The sequence below is a fragment of the Stenotrophomonas sp. TEPEL genome (assembly GCF_004348785.1).
In the GTDB taxonomy this organism is placed as follows: Bacteria; Pseudomonadota; Gammaproteobacteria; order Xanthomonadales; family Xanthomonadaceae; genus Stenotrophomonas; species Stenotrophomonas indicatrix.
Map to the genome: position 1 here is coordinate 3366334 of NZ_QQXJ01000001.1, position 14767 is coordinate 3381100.

The 14767-nt window shown below is 62.2% G+C and carries 27 protein-coding genes and 1 pseudogene; all 28 read right to left on the reverse strand.

The features are described from left to right. Positions 1–61: 61 nt before the first annotated feature. Entirely contained in the window at positions 62–445 is a 384-nt protein-coding gene (gene rplQ, locus TEP_RS15430; protein ID WP_025879321.1) for a 50S ribosomal protein L17, read from the reverse strand. 197 nt (positions 446–642) lie between these two features. Beyond that, positions 643–1641 carry a DNA-directed RNA polymerase subunit alpha gene (gene rpoA / locus TEP_RS15435; protein WP_049470514.1) on the reverse strand — a complete coding sequence of 333 codons (999 nt, stop codon included), beginning with the start codon at positions 1639–1641 and terminating at the stop codon, positions 643–645. A 55-nt stretch (positions 1642–1696) separates the two neighbouring features. Continuing rightward, positions 1697–2326, reverse strand: a complete 630-nt coding sequence (gene rpsD, locus TEP_RS15440; RefSeq protein WP_025879319.1) for a 30S ribosomal protein S4 — start codon at positions 2324–2326, stop codon at positions 1697–1699. A gap of 15 nt (positions 2327–2341) precedes the next feature. Then, positions 2342–2731 carry a 30S ribosomal protein S11 gene (gene rpsK / locus TEP_RS15445; protein WP_004145443.1) on the reverse strand — a complete coding sequence of 130 codons (390 nt, stop codon included), beginning with the start codon at positions 2729–2731 and terminating at the stop codon, positions 2342–2344. Positions 2732–2742: 11 nt separating this feature from the next. Continuing rightward, positions 2743–3099 carry a 30S ribosomal protein S13 gene (gene rpsM, locus TEP_RS15450; RefSeq protein ID WP_025879318.1) on the reverse strand — a complete coding sequence of 119 codons (357 nt, stop codon included), beginning with the start codon at positions 3097–3099 and terminating at the stop codon, positions 2743–2745. A 346-nt stretch (positions 3100–3445) separates the two neighbouring features. Then, positions 3446–4813, reverse strand: a complete 1368-nt coding sequence (gene secY, locus TEP_RS15455) for a preprotein translocase subunit SecY (RefSeq protein ID WP_025879317.1) — start codon at positions 4811–4813, stop codon at positions 3446–3448. Positions 4814–4820: 7 nt separating this feature from the next. After that, the gene (gene rplO, locus TEP_RS15460; protein WP_049470509.1) at positions 4821–5264 is read right to left on the reverse strand and encodes a 50S ribosomal protein L15; all 444 of its coding nucleotides are present in this window, start codon (positions 5262–5264) and stop codon (positions 4821–4823) included. Positions 5265–5270: 6 nt separating this feature from the next. Then, positions 5271–5462 (reverse strand): 50S ribosomal protein L30, encoded by a 192-nt coding sequence (rpmD, locus tag TEP_RS15465; protein WP_004145412.1) that lies wholly within the window; start codon positions 5460–5462, stop codon positions 5271–5273. Further along, positions 5455–5997, reverse strand: coding sequence for a 30S ribosomal protein S5 (rpsE, locus tag TEP_RS15470; RefSeq protein ID WP_049470506.1), 543 nt, complete (start codon positions 5995–5997; stop codon positions 5455–5457). The genes rpmD and rpsE overlap by 8 nt, the downstream gene beginning before the upstream one ends. A 161-nt stretch (positions 5998–6158) precedes the next feature. Next, a complete protein-coding gene (gene rplR, locus TEP_RS15475; RefSeq protein ID WP_049470503.1) occupies positions 6159–6512 on the reverse strand; it encodes a 50S ribosomal protein L18 in 354 nt (117 codons plus the stop codon). Positions 6513–6544: 32 nt separating this feature from the next. Continuing rightward, positions 6545–7069, reverse strand: a complete 525-nt coding sequence (gene rplF, locus TEP_RS15480) for a 50S ribosomal protein L6 (protein ID WP_049470500.1) — start codon at positions 7067–7069, stop codon at positions 6545–6547. Positions 7070–7086: 17 nt separating this feature from the next. After that, complete coding sequence (rpsH, locus tag TEP_RS15485) at positions 7087–7485, reverse strand: 30S ribosomal protein S8 (protein WP_025879311.1); 399 nt, start codon at positions 7483–7485, stop codon at positions 7087–7089. Positions 7486–7718: 233 nt separating this feature from the next. Continuing rightward, positions 7719–8024 carry a 30S ribosomal protein S14 gene (rpsN, locus tag TEP_RS15490; RefSeq protein WP_049470498.1) on the reverse strand — a complete coding sequence of 102 codons (306 nt, stop codon included), beginning with the start codon at positions 8022–8024 and terminating at the stop codon, positions 7719–7721. 18 nt (positions 8025–8042) lie between these two features. Further along, entirely contained in the window at positions 8043–8585 is a 543-nt protein-coding gene (gene rplE, locus TEP_RS15495) for a 50S ribosomal protein L5 (protein ID WP_049470496.1), read from the reverse strand. An 11-nt stretch (positions 8586–8596) separates the two neighbouring features. Further along, on the reverse strand, positions 8597–8914 hold the full coding sequence (gene rplX / locus TEP_RS15500; protein WP_004145359.1) for a 50S ribosomal protein L24: 318 nt from the start codon (positions 8912–8914) through the stop codon (positions 8597–8599). Between the two features lie 16 nt (positions 8915–8930). Then, positions 8931–9299, reverse strand: a complete 369-nt coding sequence (gene rplN / locus TEP_RS15505) for a 50S ribosomal protein L14 (RefSeq protein ID WP_010483978.1) — start codon at positions 9297–9299, stop codon at positions 8931–8933. 12 nt (positions 9300–9311) lie between these two features. Further along, positions 9312–9581, reverse strand: a complete 270-nt coding sequence (gene rpsQ / locus TEP_RS15510) for a 30S ribosomal protein S17 (RefSeq protein ID WP_004145355.1) — start codon at positions 9579–9581, stop codon at positions 9312–9314. Between the two features lie 11 nt (positions 9582–9592). Continuing rightward, complete coding sequence (gene rpmC / locus TEP_RS15515) at positions 9593–9778, reverse strand: 50S ribosomal protein L29 (RefSeq protein WP_025879306.1); 186 nt, start codon at positions 9776–9778, stop codon at positions 9593–9595. Next, entirely contained in the window at positions 9778–10191 is a 414-nt protein-coding gene (gene rplP, locus TEP_RS15520; protein ID WP_025879305.1) for a 50S ribosomal protein L16, read from the reverse strand. The genes rpmC and rplP overlap by 1 nt, the downstream gene beginning before the upstream one ends. 5 nt (positions 10192–10196) lie before the next feature. After that, a complete protein-coding gene (gene rpsC / locus TEP_RS15525; RefSeq protein ID WP_004145350.1) occupies positions 10197–10931 on the reverse strand; it encodes a 30S ribosomal protein S3 in 735 nt (244 codons plus the stop codon). Between the two features lie 18 nt (positions 10932–10949). After that, entirely contained in the window at positions 10950–11285 is a 336-nt protein-coding gene (rplV, locus tag TEP_RS15530; RefSeq protein ID WP_004145348.1) for a 50S ribosomal protein L22, read from the reverse strand. A 12-nt stretch (positions 11286–11297) separates the two neighbouring features. Continuing rightward, a complete protein-coding gene (rpsS, locus tag TEP_RS15535; RefSeq protein WP_004145340.1) occupies positions 11298–11567 on the reverse strand; it encodes a 30S ribosomal protein S19 in 270 nt (89 codons plus the stop codon). A gap of 6 nt (positions 11568–11573) precedes the next feature. Then, entirely contained in the window at positions 11574–12401 is an 828-nt protein-coding gene (gene rplB, locus TEP_RS15540) for a 50S ribosomal protein L2 (protein WP_049470491.1), read from the reverse strand. Between the two features lie 10 nt (positions 12402–12411). Further along, a complete protein-coding gene (gene rplW, locus TEP_RS15545) occupies positions 12412–12711 on the reverse strand; it encodes a 50S ribosomal protein L23 (RefSeq protein ID WP_049470489.1) in 300 nt (99 codons plus the stop codon). Next, positions 12708–13313, reverse strand: coding sequence for a 50S ribosomal protein L4 (gene rplD, locus TEP_RS15550; RefSeq protein WP_049470486.1), 606 nt, complete (start codon positions 13311–13313; stop codon positions 12708–12710). The genes rplW and rplD overlap by 4 nt, the downstream gene beginning before the upstream one ends. A gap of 12 nt (positions 13314–13325) precedes the next feature. Further along, positions 13326–13976 carry a 50S ribosomal protein L3 gene (rplC, locus tag TEP_RS15555; protein WP_049470484.1) on the reverse strand — a complete coding sequence of 217 codons (651 nt, stop codon included), beginning with the start codon at positions 13974–13976 and terminating at the stop codon, positions 13326–13328. Between the two features lie 11 nt (positions 13977–13987). Continuing rightward, positions 13988–14299 carry a 30S ribosomal protein S10 gene (rpsJ, locus tag TEP_RS15560; protein ID WP_010341589.1) on the reverse strand — a complete coding sequence of 104 codons (312 nt, stop codon included), beginning with the start codon at positions 14297–14299 and terminating at the stop codon, positions 13988–13990. A gap of 333 nt (positions 14300–14632) precedes the next feature. Beyond that, positions 14633–14767, reverse strand: a pseudogene (gene tuf, locus TEP_RS15565) (elongation factor Tu); the annotation flags it as partial.

Here is a 14767-nt window from a genome sequence, read left to right on the forward strand (position 1 = left end):
AAAACGGAAAAACCCGACACAAGGCCGGGTTCTTCACCGAACGACGGGTGTCGCGCGTCGATTACTCTTCGACGGCTTCAGCCACGACCGGACGGTCAACCAGCTCGACGTAGGCCATCGGCGCGTTGTCGCCGGCGCGGAAGCCGCACTTCAGCAGGCGCAGGTAACCGCCCGGACGGTTCGCGTAGCGCGGGCCCAGGATGGTGAACAGGTTGCCGACGGCTTCGTTGTCACGCAGGCGGGCGAAGGCCAGACGACGGTTGGCGACGGAGTCGACCTTGGCCAGGGTGATCAGCGGCTCGGCAACGCGGCGCAGTTCCTTGGCCTTCGGCAGGGTGGTCTTGATCAGCTCGTGCTTGAACAGCGAGGCAGCCATGTTCTTGAACATCGCTTCGCGGTGGGCGCTGGTACGGCTGAACTTACGGCCGGATTTCTGGTGACGCATGGTGATATTCCTTGGTTAATGATGTGGCTTTGCGGATCGTTGTCGCCTTCCTGGCGCTGCTGCTCGGACTGCGGTTGGTCCTGGCCATCCGTCCTGGACGACCTGCCCGCGAACCTTCGTTCGTCGTGGCGGTGTTGCCTTGGTGCAATGGCCCCGTCGTTGCCGACGGGGCCATGCGGTCTTGCAGAAAGGCGTTATCAGCCCAGCATGCCGTGGCTGGCGACGCCGGCCGGCGGCCAGTTCTCCAGCTTCATGCCGAGCGACAGGCCACGCTGGGCCAGCACTTCCTTGATCTCGGTGAGCGACTTCTTACCCAGGTTCGGGGTCTTCAGCAGCTCCACTTCGGTCTTCTGGATCAGATCGCCGATGTAGTAGATGCTCTCGGCCTTCAGGCAGTTGGCCGAACGCACGGTCAGCTCCAGATCGTCGATCGGGCGCAGCAGCACCGGATCCACGCCGTTGTTGGCCGGCTTCGCCGCACCGCGGTCGCGGTGGGTGAAGTCACCGAACACCGACAGCTGATCGCTGAGGATGTCGGCAGCGGTACGCACTGCTTCTTCGGCGTCGATGGTGCCGTTGGTCTCGATATCGATGACCAGCTTGTCCAGGTCGGTGCGCTGTTCGACACGAGCCGCTTCCACGGCATAGGCGACACGGCGGACCGGCGAGAACGAGGCATCCAGGACCAGGCGGCCGATGGCACGGGTTTCTTCGTCCGGACGACGACGCGCAGCTGCCGGCTGATAGCCGAAACCACGCTCGATCTTCAGACGCATGTTCACTGCCGTGTCCTTGGTCAGGTGGCAGATCACGTGGTCGCCGTTCAGGATCTCCACATTGTGGTCGACCTTGATGTCGGCAGCGGTGACAACGCCCGGACCCTGCTTGGACAGGGACAGCGTCGCGTTGTCGCCGGAGTGCATACGGATGGCCACGTCCTTCAGGTTCAGCAGGACTTCGAGCACGTCCTCCTGCAGACCTTCGACCGTGGTGTACTCATGCAACACGCCGTCGATTTCGACTTCCGTGATGGCGAAGCCCGGGATGGACGACAGCAGCACGCGACGCAGGGCATTACCCAGCGTATGCCCGTAACCCCGCTCCAAAGGTTCGATAACGACCTTTGCACGGGTGTCGGTAAGGCGTTCGATCTGCGGACCGCGAGGACGCAGAACCTGGTTGGCGGTAACCGTCATGTTGCGGGTTCTCCTAGTGAACCCCCGGCCGTCGCCGGGGGCTCTCCAATGTGAATTACTTCGAATACAGCTCGACGATCAGCGCTTCGTTGATGTCCGCAGGCAGATCCGAACGATCCGGAACAGCCTTGAAGATGCCGGAGAACTTGCCGGAATCCACTTCAACCCACGACGGGCTCAGGTCATGCTGGGCGGCGACGGTCAGGGCTTCCTGGACGCGCAGCTGCTTGGCAGCCTTTTCAGACAGGGCGATGGCGTCGCCAGCCTTGACCTGGTACGAGGCCAGGTTGACCGACTTGCCATTCACGGTGACGCCGCGGTGCGACACCAGCTGACGGGCAGCCGGACGGGTCACGGCGAAGCCCATGCGGTAGACAACGTTGTCCAGGCGGGTTTCCAGCAGCTGCAGGAGGTTCTCGCCGGTGTTGCCCTTCTTGGTCGAGGCCTTCTTGTAGTAGTTGCGGAACTGACGCTCCAGCAGACCGTAGATACGCTTGACCTTCTGCTTTTCACGCAGCTGGGTAGCGTAGTCGGACAGCTTGCCCTTGCGGGCAGTGGCGCCATGCTGGCCGGGCTTCTGCTCCAACTTGCACTTGGAGTCCAGCGCACGCGCCGGGCTCTTCAGGGACAGGTCGGCGCCTTCGCGACGGGCGAGCTTACAGGTAGGACCGATATAACGAGCCATTTCTTATCGCTCCCTTTAGACGCGACGCTTCTTCGGCGGACGGCACCCGTTGTGCGGGATAGGCGTCACGTCGATGATGTTGGTGATCTTGTAGCCGACGTTGTTCAACGAACGCACGGCCGACTCACGGCCCGGACCCGGACCCTTGATGCGGACTTCCAGCGACTTCACGCCGTAGTCCAGCGCAGCACGACCGGCCTTTTCGGCGGCCACCTGGGCTGCGAACGGGGTCGACTTGCGCGAACCGCGGAAGCCAGCGCCACCGGAGGTCGCCCACGACAGAGCGTTGCCCTGACGGTCGGTGATGGTCACGATGGTGTTGTTGAACGAAGCGTGGACGTGGGCAACGCCGTCGGTGACGACGCGCTTGATCTTCTTCTTGGTCTTAGCAGCAGGCTTAGCCATTTATATGTCCCTTACTTCCTGATCGCCTTGCGCGGGCCCTTGCGGGTGCGGGCGTTGGTACGGGTGCGCTGGCCACGCAGCGGCAGACCGCGACGGTGACGCAGGCCGCGGTAGCAGCCCAGGTCCATCAGGCGCTTGATCGCGATACCGATTTCACGGCGCAGATCGCCTTCCACGATGTACTTGCCGACTTCGGCGCGCAGGCGCTCGATTTCCGGCTCCGACAGATCGCGGATCTTGGTGGTCGAAGTGACACCTGCGACTTCGCAGACCTTCTTCGAACGGGTACGGCCGATGCCGTAAATGCTTTGCAACCCGACCCAGACATGCTTCTGGGCTGGCAGGTTGACGCCTGCAATACGCGCCATGACGCGGTTCTCCAGCTGAGTGATGGCCGACAGCGCGCTCGAAGCACGCCGATCCGGCAGGATGGATCAAAAAAGTGAACCAGTGATACTAACAAGGTTCCGGTTTACTTGGAAGTCCGTGAAACCAGAGGTTTCATGAACCCGGCCCGGGGAGTGTGCCCAGGCTCCGGCGCCGGATGGGGTTGGTCCTGGAGTTTCCTCCCGGGCCGCCCGCGCTACTCCAGCGCGGGACCACCTCATCACACCCCCACCCGGAACCGCTGCGGGGGCCGCCCTTCGTTTGTGTGGCCGGAGTCCGCGAAGCGGAGGACCATCACGTCAGGAAGACGAAAGTATAACAGGCTAATCAGCCGCGAGCAAAACCACCGCGGTTGCCGCCCTTCAGGTTGGCCTTCTTCAGCAGGCTCTCGTACTGGTGGGACATCAGGTGCGCCTGCACCTGGGCGATGAAGTCCATCACCACCACCACCACGATCAGCAGCGAAGTACCGCCGAAATAGAACGAGGCGTTCAGCTGCGTGCGCATCAGTTCCGGCAGCAGGCAGACGATCACCAGGTAAGCCGAACCGGCAGCAGTCAGTCGGGTCAACACGCCGTCGATGTAGTCGGCGGTGGCCTTGCCCGGACGGATGCCCGGAATCAGCGCGCCCGACTTCTTCAGGTTGTCGGCGGTTTCCTGCGAGTTGAACACCAGCGCGGTATAGAAGAACGCGAAACCGGTGATCAGCGCAGCGAACACGATCATGTGCAGCGGCTCGCCCGGACCCAGGGCATTGGCGACCTTCTGCAGGGTCTGGCCAAAGGTGCTCTGGTTGGCAGCCTGGCCGGACCACATGGCCAGGGTGGCCGGGAAGGCCAGCAGGCTCGAGGCGAAGATCGCCGGAATGACGCCGGCCATGTTCAGCTTCAGCGGCAGGAACGAGGTCTGGTTCATGTACGCGTTGCGACCGCCCTGGCGGCGCGCGTAGTTCACCGTGATCCGGCGCTGGCCGCGTTCGACGAACACCACGAAGAAGGTGAAGGCGAGCACGACGATGGCGATCAGCAGCAGCTGGATGAACTGGATGTTGCCGTCGCGGTAGGCGTCGAAGGTGTGGATGACCGCACCCGGCAGGCCCGCCACGATACCGGCGAAGATGATCAGCGACACGCCGTTGCCGATGCCACGCTCGGTGACCTGCTCACCGACCCACATCAGGAACATGGTGCCGGCGGTCAGTGCGACCACGGCAGTGAGCACGAAGCCCATGCCCGGCATGTACACGACCGGTGCGCCGGTCGGCGACACCTGGCCCTGCAGCGCCAGCGCGATCGAGCCGCCCTGCACCACTGCGAGCAGCACAGCGCCGATGCGCGAATACTGGGTGATCTTGCGGCGCCCGGACTCACCTTCCTTCTGCATCGCCTTCAGGGCGGGGAAGATGTGCACGGCCAGCTGCATCACGATCGATGCCGAGATGTACGGCATCACGTTCAGCGCGAAGATGCTGAAACGGTGCAGGGCGCCGCCCGAGAACATGTTGAACATGTCCACGATGCCGCCGCCCTGCTGTTGCATCATGGCAAGCATGGCATCGGGATTGACGCCCGGCACCGGCACGTAGCAGCCGATGCGATAGACGATCAAAGCCCCGACGACGAACAGCAAACGTTGGCGAAGTTCAGTGAACTTGCCCATTCCGCCCGCGAGGTTACCGATGCCAGCTTGCGCCATGATTCTCTTACTCCGTTACGCTGCCGCCGGCAGCTTCGATCGCAGCCTTGGCACCGGCCGTGGCAGCAACACCCTTCAGGGTGAACGCCTTGGTCACTTCGCCCTTGACGACGACCTTGGCCTTCTTGGCAGTGCTCGGGACCAGCTTGGCCGCACGCAGGGCAGCGAAGTCGATCTCGCCGGCCGGCAGCTTGTCCAGCTGGTACAGCAGCACTTCAGCGGTGTCCTTGGCGATCGGCGAACGGAAGCCGATCTTCGGCAGACGACGCTGCATGGGGGTCTGGCCGCCTTCGAAGCCAGCCTTGATCTTGCCGCCACCCTTACGGGCGAACGAACCCTTGTGGCCGCGGCCACAGGTCTTGCCCAGGCCGGAGCCGATACCGCGACCGACGCGGGTACGTTCCTGACGGGCGCCCGGTGCCGGGCTCAGTTCATTGAGACGCAGAGTCATGATCGATTACTCCTCAACCTTGACGAGGTAGTGAACGGTGTTGATCAGACCGCGAACCTGCGGGCTGTCCTTCAGTTCACGGACATCGTTGAGCTTGTTCAGGCCCAGGGCACGCACCGACAGGCGGTGACGCGACTGAGCACCACGCAGGCCACGCACCAGGCGCACCTTCACAGTCTTGTTGGACTCATTAGCCATGGTTGAGTTCCTCCACCTTCTTGCCGCGCTTGGCCGCGATACGAGCCGGCGACTGCGCTGCAGTCAGGCCCTTCACGGTGGCACGCACCAGGTTGATCGGGTTGCGCGAACCGGTGGCCTTGGCCAGCACGTTCTTCACGCCAACCGCTTCCAGGACGGCGCGCATGGCACCACCGGCGATGACGCCGGTACCTTCGGAAGCCGGCTGCATGAACACGCGCGCTGCGCCGTGACCATCCTTGATGGTGTGCCACAGGGTGCCGTTGTTCAGGTCAACGGTGACCAGGTTCTTGCGAGCCTGCTCCATCGACTTCTGGATGGCGACCGGCACTTCGCGGGCCTTGCCATAACCGAAACCGACCTTGCCTTCGCCGTCGCCGACGACAGTCAGGGCGGTGAAGGTGAACTGACGGCCACCCTTGACGGTCTTGCTGACGCGGTTGACCGCGACCAGCTTTTCGATCATGCCGTCGTCGACTTTCTCTTCGCGGTTACGGTCGCGATCGCGACCCCGCTGCTGACGCTCTTCTGCCATGTTTATTCCTTGGTTGTTGGGTTATGTACGGCTCGAGGCCGCTTATGGTTGTGGAGTGGTGCGTTGTTGCGGAGGGCCGCTGCAGAAGAGCGGCGCCGCCCAGCCTCACTCAGGCTGGCGAGCAGGCGGACAGGGGGCATCAAGCCCCCTGCCCTTATCCCTTAGAACTGCAGGCCGGCTTCGCGGGCGGCGTCAGCCAGGGCCTTGATGCGGCCGTGGTAACGGTAACCCGAACGATCGAAGGCAACCTTCTCGACGCCGGCGGCCTTGGCGCGCTCAGCGACGATGCGGCCAACCTTGGCAGCGGCATCAGCGTTCTTGCCGTTCTTCAGGCCGTCCTTGACGTCGGCCTGGGTGGTGTTGGCGGCAGCCAGCACCTTCGAGCCGTCAGCGGTGAAGACCTGCGCGTACAGGTGCTGGCCGGTGCGCAGCACCGACAGGCGTGCAACGCCGAGCTCACGGATGTGGGCACGGGTCGACTTGGCGCGACGCAGGCGGGCGATGTTCTTGTTCATGATCTTTTTCCCTGGAAAGCGGAAGGTCCTAATTAGGCCTTCTTGGCTTCCTTGCGAATGATGACTTCGTCGGAGTACTTCACGCCCTTGCCCTTGTACGGTTCCGGCTTGCGGAACGCACGGATCTTGGCAGCGGCTTCACCGACGGCCTGCTTGTCAGCGCCCTGCACCAGGATTTCGGTCTGGGTCGGGGTGGTGATGGTGATGCCTTCCGGCGCCACGAACACAACCGGGTGCGAGAAGCCCAGCGACAGGCTGAGGTCCTTGCCCTGCATGGCGGCACGGTAACCCACGCCGACCAGCTCCAGCTTGCGCTCGAAGCCTTCGGAAACACCCTTGACCATGTTGGACAGGATGGCGCGGACGGTACCGGTCAGCGGGATCAGATCCACGTTGTCGGTGCTCAGGGTGGCAACGCCGTTCTCGACATTGATGTTGATACCAGCCGGCTTGGCCAGCGACAGGGTGCCCTTCGGGCCCTTGGCGGTGACGTTGTCGTTCTGGACGTTCAGTTCAACCTTACCCAGGTCGATCGGCTTCTTGGCTACGCGGGACATGGTCTACTCCTTTCGCCTTAGGCCACGAAGCACAGGACTTCGCCGCCGACGCCCAGCTGGCGCGCCTGCGCATCAGTCATGATGCCCTTGGAGGTGGAAATGATGGAAATACCCAGGCCGTTCATGACCTTCGGCAGTTCGCTCTTGCCGCGGTACTGGCGCAGGCCCGAACGCGAGAAGCGCTTCAGGGTCGCGATGACCGGCTTGCCTTCGAAATACTTCAGCACGATTTCCAGCTCGGACTTGTTGTTCTCGAGCGCGGTCACGCGCAGGTCGGCGATGTAACCCTCGTCCTTCAGGACCTGGGCGATCGCTACCTTGATTTTGGACGACGGGGCTTTCACCGTCTGCTTGCCCACCGCTGCCGCATTCTTGATGCGGACCAGCAGGTCGGCGATGGGATCAGTCATGCTCATATGAGTACCTTTGAGTGCACCGATATCCGCTTTCGCGAAAATCTGTTGTCTCCTGGAAACGGGCCAGGCCCCCTCCCCTTACGTCTTTGCGCAGGGCAAGACGCGGGAGTATACGCCAAAAGAGCCCGACTTGCGTCGGGCTCTTCGGGTTTTTTGCAGAGGGAAAGCTGAACGCCCCCCTCCCCGGCTGCGAAGGCCCCCGGGGGAGCCCTCGCCGGCAGGGCCGACTGGGATTACCAGCTGGCCTTGCGCAGGCCCGGAACGTCACCACGCATGGTGGCTTCACGCAGCTTGTTGCGGCCCAGGCCGAACTTGCTGTAGACGCCACGCGGACGGCCCGACAGTTCGCAACGGTTGCGCTGGCGGCTCGGCGACGAATCGCGCGGCAGCTTGGCCAGCTTGGTTGCGGCGTCGATCTTCTCTTCGTAGCTCGCGTCCACCGAGGACACGATCTTCTTCAGAGCCGCACGCTTGTCAGCGTACTTCTTGGCCAGCTTTTCCCGCTTGATGTCGCGGTTGACCATGGAGGTCTTTGCCATTTCGGTTTCCTCGACGAATCAGTTACGGAACGGGAACTTGAACGCTGCCAGCAGCGCCTTCGCTTCCGCGTCGGTCTTCGCAGTGGTGGTGATGGCGATATCCATGCCGCGGATCGCGTCGACAGCGTCGAAGTCGATTTCCGGGAAGATGATCTGTTCCTTCACACCCATGTTGAAGTTGCCGCGACCGTCGAAGGAACGACCGGAAACACCACGGAAGTCGCGCACGCGCGGCAGCGAGATGTTGATCAGGCGGTCCAGGAACTCGTACATCTTGTGGCGACGCAGCGTGGTCTTGCAACCAATCGGCCAACCATCACGGATCTTGAACGACGCAACCGAGATACGCGACTTGGTGACAACCGGCTTCTGGCCGGAAATCTTGGTCATGTCGCCGACGGCGTTTTCCAGGATCTTCTTGTTGGTGGCCGCTTCGCCGACACCCATGTTCAGGGTGACCTTGACGAGCTTCGGCACTTCCATCGAATTGGTGTAGCCGAACTGCTTCATCAGCGCCGGCACCACTTCTTCCTTGTAAAACTTTTCGAGACGGGAAGTCATCTTCTCATTCCTCAGGCGTCAAGCGCCTCACCGCTGGAGCGGAACACACGCAGTTTGCGTCCATCCTCCAGCACCTTGAAGCCAACGCGTTCGCCCTTGCCCGAAGCCGGGTTCAGCACATTCACGTTGGAGATATGGATCGACGCTTCACGCTCGACCACGCCGCCGGCAACACCTGCCTGCGGGTTCGGCTTGGTGTGGCGCTTGACGATGTTCACGTTGGCGACGACCACACGGTCGCCGTCGACGCGGACGATTTCGCCCTGCTTACCCTTGTCCTTGCCGGCGTTGACGACAACCTGGTCGCCCTTCTTGATACGGTTAGCCATGATTATCTCCTGTCGCTCACAGCACTTCGGGAGCGAGCGAGACGATCTTCATGAACTTCTCCGAACGAAGTTCACGAGTCACCGGCCCGAAGATACGGGTGCCGATCGGCTCCTGCTTGTTGTTAAGCAGAACGGCAGCGTTGCCGTCGAAGCGGATCAGCGAGCCGTCGGCACGACGCACACCCTTGCGGGTACGCACCACGACGGCGTCATACACTTCGCCCTTCTTGACCTTGCCGCGCGGGATCGCATCCTTCACGGTGACCTTGATGATGTCGCCGATGCCGGCGTAACGGCGCTTGGAACCACCCAGCACCTTGAAGCACATCACCTGCTTGGCACCAGAGTTGTCCGCGACGTCAAGGTAGCTCTGCATCTGGATCATGATTCAGACTCCTTATTCAGCCGCACGCGTGATGACTTCCACCACGCGCCAGTTCTTGGTCTTGGACATCGGAGCAATCTCGGTCACGCGGACGACATCGCCTTCCTTGCAGGCGTTGTCGGCGTCGTGGGCGTGCAGCTTCGTCGAACGCTTGATGTACTTGCCGTACAGCGCGTGCTTGACCTGACGCTCAACCAGGACGGTAACCGTCTTGTCCATCTTGTTGCTGACGACACGGCCTTCGACCGTGCGCAGCGCCTTGTTTTCAGTATTGTCGCTCATAGCGGCCATCCTTACTTCGTGCTGCCGAGCAGAGTCTTGACGCGAGCAATCTCGCGACGGACCCGGCGGATGTCGTGTGTCTTCGGCAGCTGGCCGGTGACCTGCTGCATACGGACAGAGAACTGTTCCTTACGCAGGTCGATCAGGTGGGCCTTGAGGTCGTCAGCCGACTTTTCACGGAGAGTTTTGATATCCATCAGCGCACCGTCCGGGTCACGAAAGTGGTGGTGACCGAGAGCTTGGCCGCGGCCAGGCGGAACGCCTCGCGTGCCACTTCCTCGGTAACACCCTCGATTTCATAGATCATGCGGCCGGGCTGGATCTGGGCCACCCAGTATTCCACGTTGCCCTTACCCGAACCCATTCGAACTTCGATGGGCTTCTTGGTGATGGGCTTGTCGGGGAACACTCGGATCCACATCTTGCCGCCGCGCTTGACGTAGCGGCTGATCGAGCGGCGAGCCGCTTCGATCTGACGCGCGGTCAGCTGACCGTGGGCGGTTGCCTTCAGGCCGTACTCGCCAAAGCTGACAGCGTTTGCGCTCCAGCTGAGGCCTTCGTTACGGCCCTTGTGCACCTTGCGGTACTTGGTTCGCTTGGGTTGCAACATTGTCGTTACCTCGCTTCACGAGCCGGGCGCTGACGGTCACCGCGGTCGCCGCGATCATGACGATCGTTGCGCGACGGGGTGTCGTCCTGCTTTTCCTGGCCAACCTGGGAGAAATCGAAGACCTCGCCCTTGTAGATCCAGACCTTGATGCCGATGATGCCGTAGGTCGTCTTGGCTTCAGCGAAGCCATAGTCGATGTCGGCACGCAGGGTGTGCAGCGGCACGCGGCCTTCGCGGTACCACTCCGAACGGGCGATTTCTGCACCGTTGAGGCGGCCACCGACGTTGACCTTGATGCCCAGGGCACCCAGGCGCATCGCATTGCCGACCGAGCGCTTCATTGCACGGCGGAACATGATGCGACGCTCCAGCTGCTGGGCGATCGACTCGGCAACGAGCTGCGCGTCCAGTTCCGGCTTGCGCACTTCGGTGACGTTGATGTGCGCCGGGACGCCCATCATCTCGCTCACTTCCTTGCGCAGCTTCTCGATGTCCTCACCGCGCTTGCCGATCACCACGCCCGGACGGGCGGTGTGTATCGTCACGCGAGCGGTCTTGGCCGGACGCTCGATCAGGATCTTGCTGATGCCGGCCTGTGCCAGCTTCTTGCGCAGCATTTCGCGCACTTTCAGGTCGGCTGCCAGGTAACCAGCGAACTCGGCCTTGTTGGCGTACCACTTGGAGTTCCAGTCCTTGGAAATGCCGAGGCGGATACCAATCGGATGAACTTTATGACCCATGGTCTTTTCCTTATCCGCTTACTTGGCGGCGCCCACAACCACAGTGATGTGGCTGGTGCGCTTGAGGATGCGGGTACCGCGGCCTTTCGCCCGCGCCATGAAACGCTTCAGGGTCGGACCTTCATCTACCATGATGGTCTGAACCTTCAGCTCGTCGACGTCGGCGCCCTGGTTGTTCTCGGCATTTGCAATAGCCGACTCCACCACCTTCTTGATCAGGTGGGCAGCCTTCTTGTCCGAGAACTTCAGCAGGTTGACGGCACGCTCGGCCGGCAGACCGCGCACCTGGTCAGCGACCAGGCGTGCCTTCTGCGGGGAGATGCGCGCGGTGCGCAGGATGGCTTTCGCTTCCATTGTCATCTCTCCTTACTTGCCCGACTTCTTGTCACCACCGTGACCCTTGAAGGTCCGGGTGATGGCAAATTCGCCGAGCTTGTGGCCGACCATGTTCTCGTTGACGAGAACCGGGATGTGGTTCTTGCCGTTATGCACGGCAATGGTGACGCCTACCATGTCAGGCAGGATCATCGAACGACGCGACCAGGTCTTGATCGGACGCTTGCTACCCGCAGCGGCAGCCACCTTAGCAACCAGGTGGTGATCGACAAACGGGCCCTTCTTGAGTGAACGTGCCATGGTCGATTAGCCCCTACGATCGCGGACGATGAACTGCTGAGTGCGCTTGTTATGGCGCGTCTTGTAACCCTTGGTCGGAACACCCCACGGGGTGACCGGATGCGGATTACCCTGGCCGGCCTTCGCCTCACCACCACCGTGCGGGTGGTCAACCGGGTTCATGGCAGCACCACGAACGGTCGGGCGGACACCGCGCCAGCGCTTGGCACCGGCCTTGCCCAGCTTTTCAAGGCTGTGCTCGTCGTTGCCGACTTCGCCGATGGTCGCGCAGCACTCGACCGGAACCTTGCGCATTTCACCCGAGCGCAGGCGCAGGGTGGCGTAGATGCCTTCACGAGCAACCAGCTGCACGGCAGCACCTGCAGCGCGGGCGATCTGAGCGCCCTTGCCCGGCTTCAGTTCGATGCAGTGGATGGTGGTACCGACCGGGATGTTGCGCAGCGGCAGGGTGTTGCCCGCCTTGATCGGGGCGTCCGAACCAGCGATCACCTGATCACCAGCCTTCAGACCCTTCGGGGCGATGATGTAGCGACGCTCGCCGTCGACATAGCACAGCAGGGCGATGTGGGCGGTGCGGTTCGGATCGTATTCGATGCGTTCCACGCGCGCCGGGATGCCCAGCTTGTTGCGCTTGAAGTCAATCAGGCGGTAGTGCTGCTTGGCGCCACCACCGACGTGACGCACGGTGATGCGGCCATGGTGGTTACGACCACCCGAGCGGCTCTGCGACTCGACCAGCGCGGCGTGCGGAGCACCCTTGTGCAGGTCGGGAGTGACCACGCGCACGGCCGAACGGCGGCCGGGGGAGGTGGGCTTGAATTTCATCAATGGCATGGGATGTACCTCAGGCCTTGGCCGTTACATCGATCGACTGGCCGTCGGCCAGGCGAACGTACGCCTTGCGCCAATCGCCGCGGCGGCCAGCACGGTTACGGAAGGACTTGTTCTTGCCCTTGACGTTGACCACGTTGACAGCTTCGACCTTGACGTCGAACAGCTGCTCAACCGCGGCCTTTACATCGGCTTTGGTGGCTTCGTTCGAAATTTCGAAGACGTACTGGTTGGAGAGTTCCTGCAGGCGCGCGGTCTTTTCGGAGACACGCGGGGCACGCAGCACGCTGAAGATTTTTTCGTTGCTGTTCATGCCAGCCACTCCTCGACCTTCTTGACCGCGTCAGCGGTGATGACGACCGTGTCGGCACCGACCAGCGACACCGGGTCCAGACCCTGCACGTCACGCACCTGCACATACGGCAGATTGCGGGCGGACAGGTACAGGTGCTCGGAGGCTTCCTCAGTGACGATCAGCGGGCGCTTGCCCACTTCCAGGCCGGCCAGCTTGGCGATCAGACCCTTCGTGTTGGTCGCTTCGACATCGAAGGACTCCACGATGGTCAGACGGCCCTGACGGTTCAGCTCGGACAGGATCGCGCACATGGCGGCACGGTACTGCTTACGATTGACCTTCTGCTCGAAGCTGCGCGGCTTTGCCGCGAAGGTGACACCGCCGCCGACGAAGATCGGAGCCGTCAGTGCGCCATGACGCGCGCCGCCGCCCTTCTGCTTCTTCGACTTCTTGGTGGTACCTGCCACTTCGGAGCGAGTCTTCTGCGCCTTGGTGCCGGCGCGACCGGCGTTGCGGTAAGCAACGACGACCTGGTGGACCAGATCTTCGCTGAAATCGCGACCGAACACGGCGTCGGAGACCGAGACCTTGTTGTTGCTACCCGTGATAACGAGTTCCATCGTCATCTCTCCTTATGCCTTGCTCGCCGGACGGACGATCACGTCGCCACCCGCCGCGCCCGGAACGGCGCCGCGAACCGCGATCAGACCGCGTTCGACGTCGACCTTGACAACTTCCAGGTTCTGGGTGCTCTGCTGCACCGAGCCCATGTGACCGGACATCTTCTTGCCCGGGAACACGCGACCGGGCGTCTGGCGCTGACCCAGCGAACCCGGCGCGCGATGCGACAGCGAGTTGCCGTGGGTAGCGTCACCCATACGGAAGTTGTAGCGCTTGATGGTGCCCTGGAAGCCCTTGCCCTTGGTGACACCCTGGACGTCGACGATCTGGCCGACTTCAAAGATGTCCGCCTTGACTTCGCCACCGACGGCGAAATCGCCGAGCTGGGCGTCTTCAACGCGGAATTCCCACAGGCCACGACCCGCTTCCACCTTCGCCTTGGCGAAGTGGCCGGCTTCCGGCTTGTTGACCAGGGCAGCGCGACGCGCACCGACGGTCACCTGCACGGCGCTGTAGCCGTCAGCTTCGACGGTCTTGATCTGCGCGATGCGGTTCGGGGTTGCTTCGATCAGGGTCACCGGGATGGAACGGCCATCTTCGGTGAACACGCGGCTCATGCCAGCCTTGCGGCCCACGAAGCCCAACGAATACTTCTTCGTCATGGTCGTAGTCCTCAGGTCAGCTTGATCTGAACGTCGACGCCGGCAGCCAGTTCGAGCTTCATCAGCGCGTCCACGGTCTTGTCATTCGGGTCAACGATATCGAGCACGCGCTTGTGCGTGCGGGTCTCGTACTGGTCACGCGCGTCCTTGTCGACGTGCGGGGAGACGAGGATGGTGTAACGCTCGATCTTGGTCGGCAGCGGGATCGGGCCACGCACTTGCGCGCCGGTCCGCTTGGCCGTCTCAACGATCTCGCTGGCCGAACGGTCGATCAGACGATGATCGAACGCTTTCAGCCGGATCCGGATCTTTTGGTCCGCCATGGCGGTAGGTTCCTTCGTTAAAAGAGCGACAGACAAAGCCTCTGGGTTGCTTTGCCCCATGAAATCCCTGAATACAGACGGCCCGCATTCCCGCAGGCCGACAAGGTCAATCCGTAGACCCCAAAAACGTAGGCAGACCCGTTACCCGGTCTGCCCAGACGGAGAAGCATAATGGCACGCAAGGCAGCTGTCAACAGTCTCCTGTTGACGCCGCCTGAATGGCATTGACCCTTCCTGGTCCGGGGAACACAAGGCACATCCTGTGCCTACTTTCCCGTTTTGATACGCCCCGATGCCCTACCCAGGCAACATCGGGGCGCAGAGTCTAGCAGATTACTCGAGGATGGTGGCAACCACGCCAGCACCGACGGTACGGCCACCTTCGCGGATGGCGAAGCGCAGGCCGGCGTCCATGGCGACCGGGTTGATCAGGGTGACAACCATCTTCACGTTGTCGCCCGGCATCAC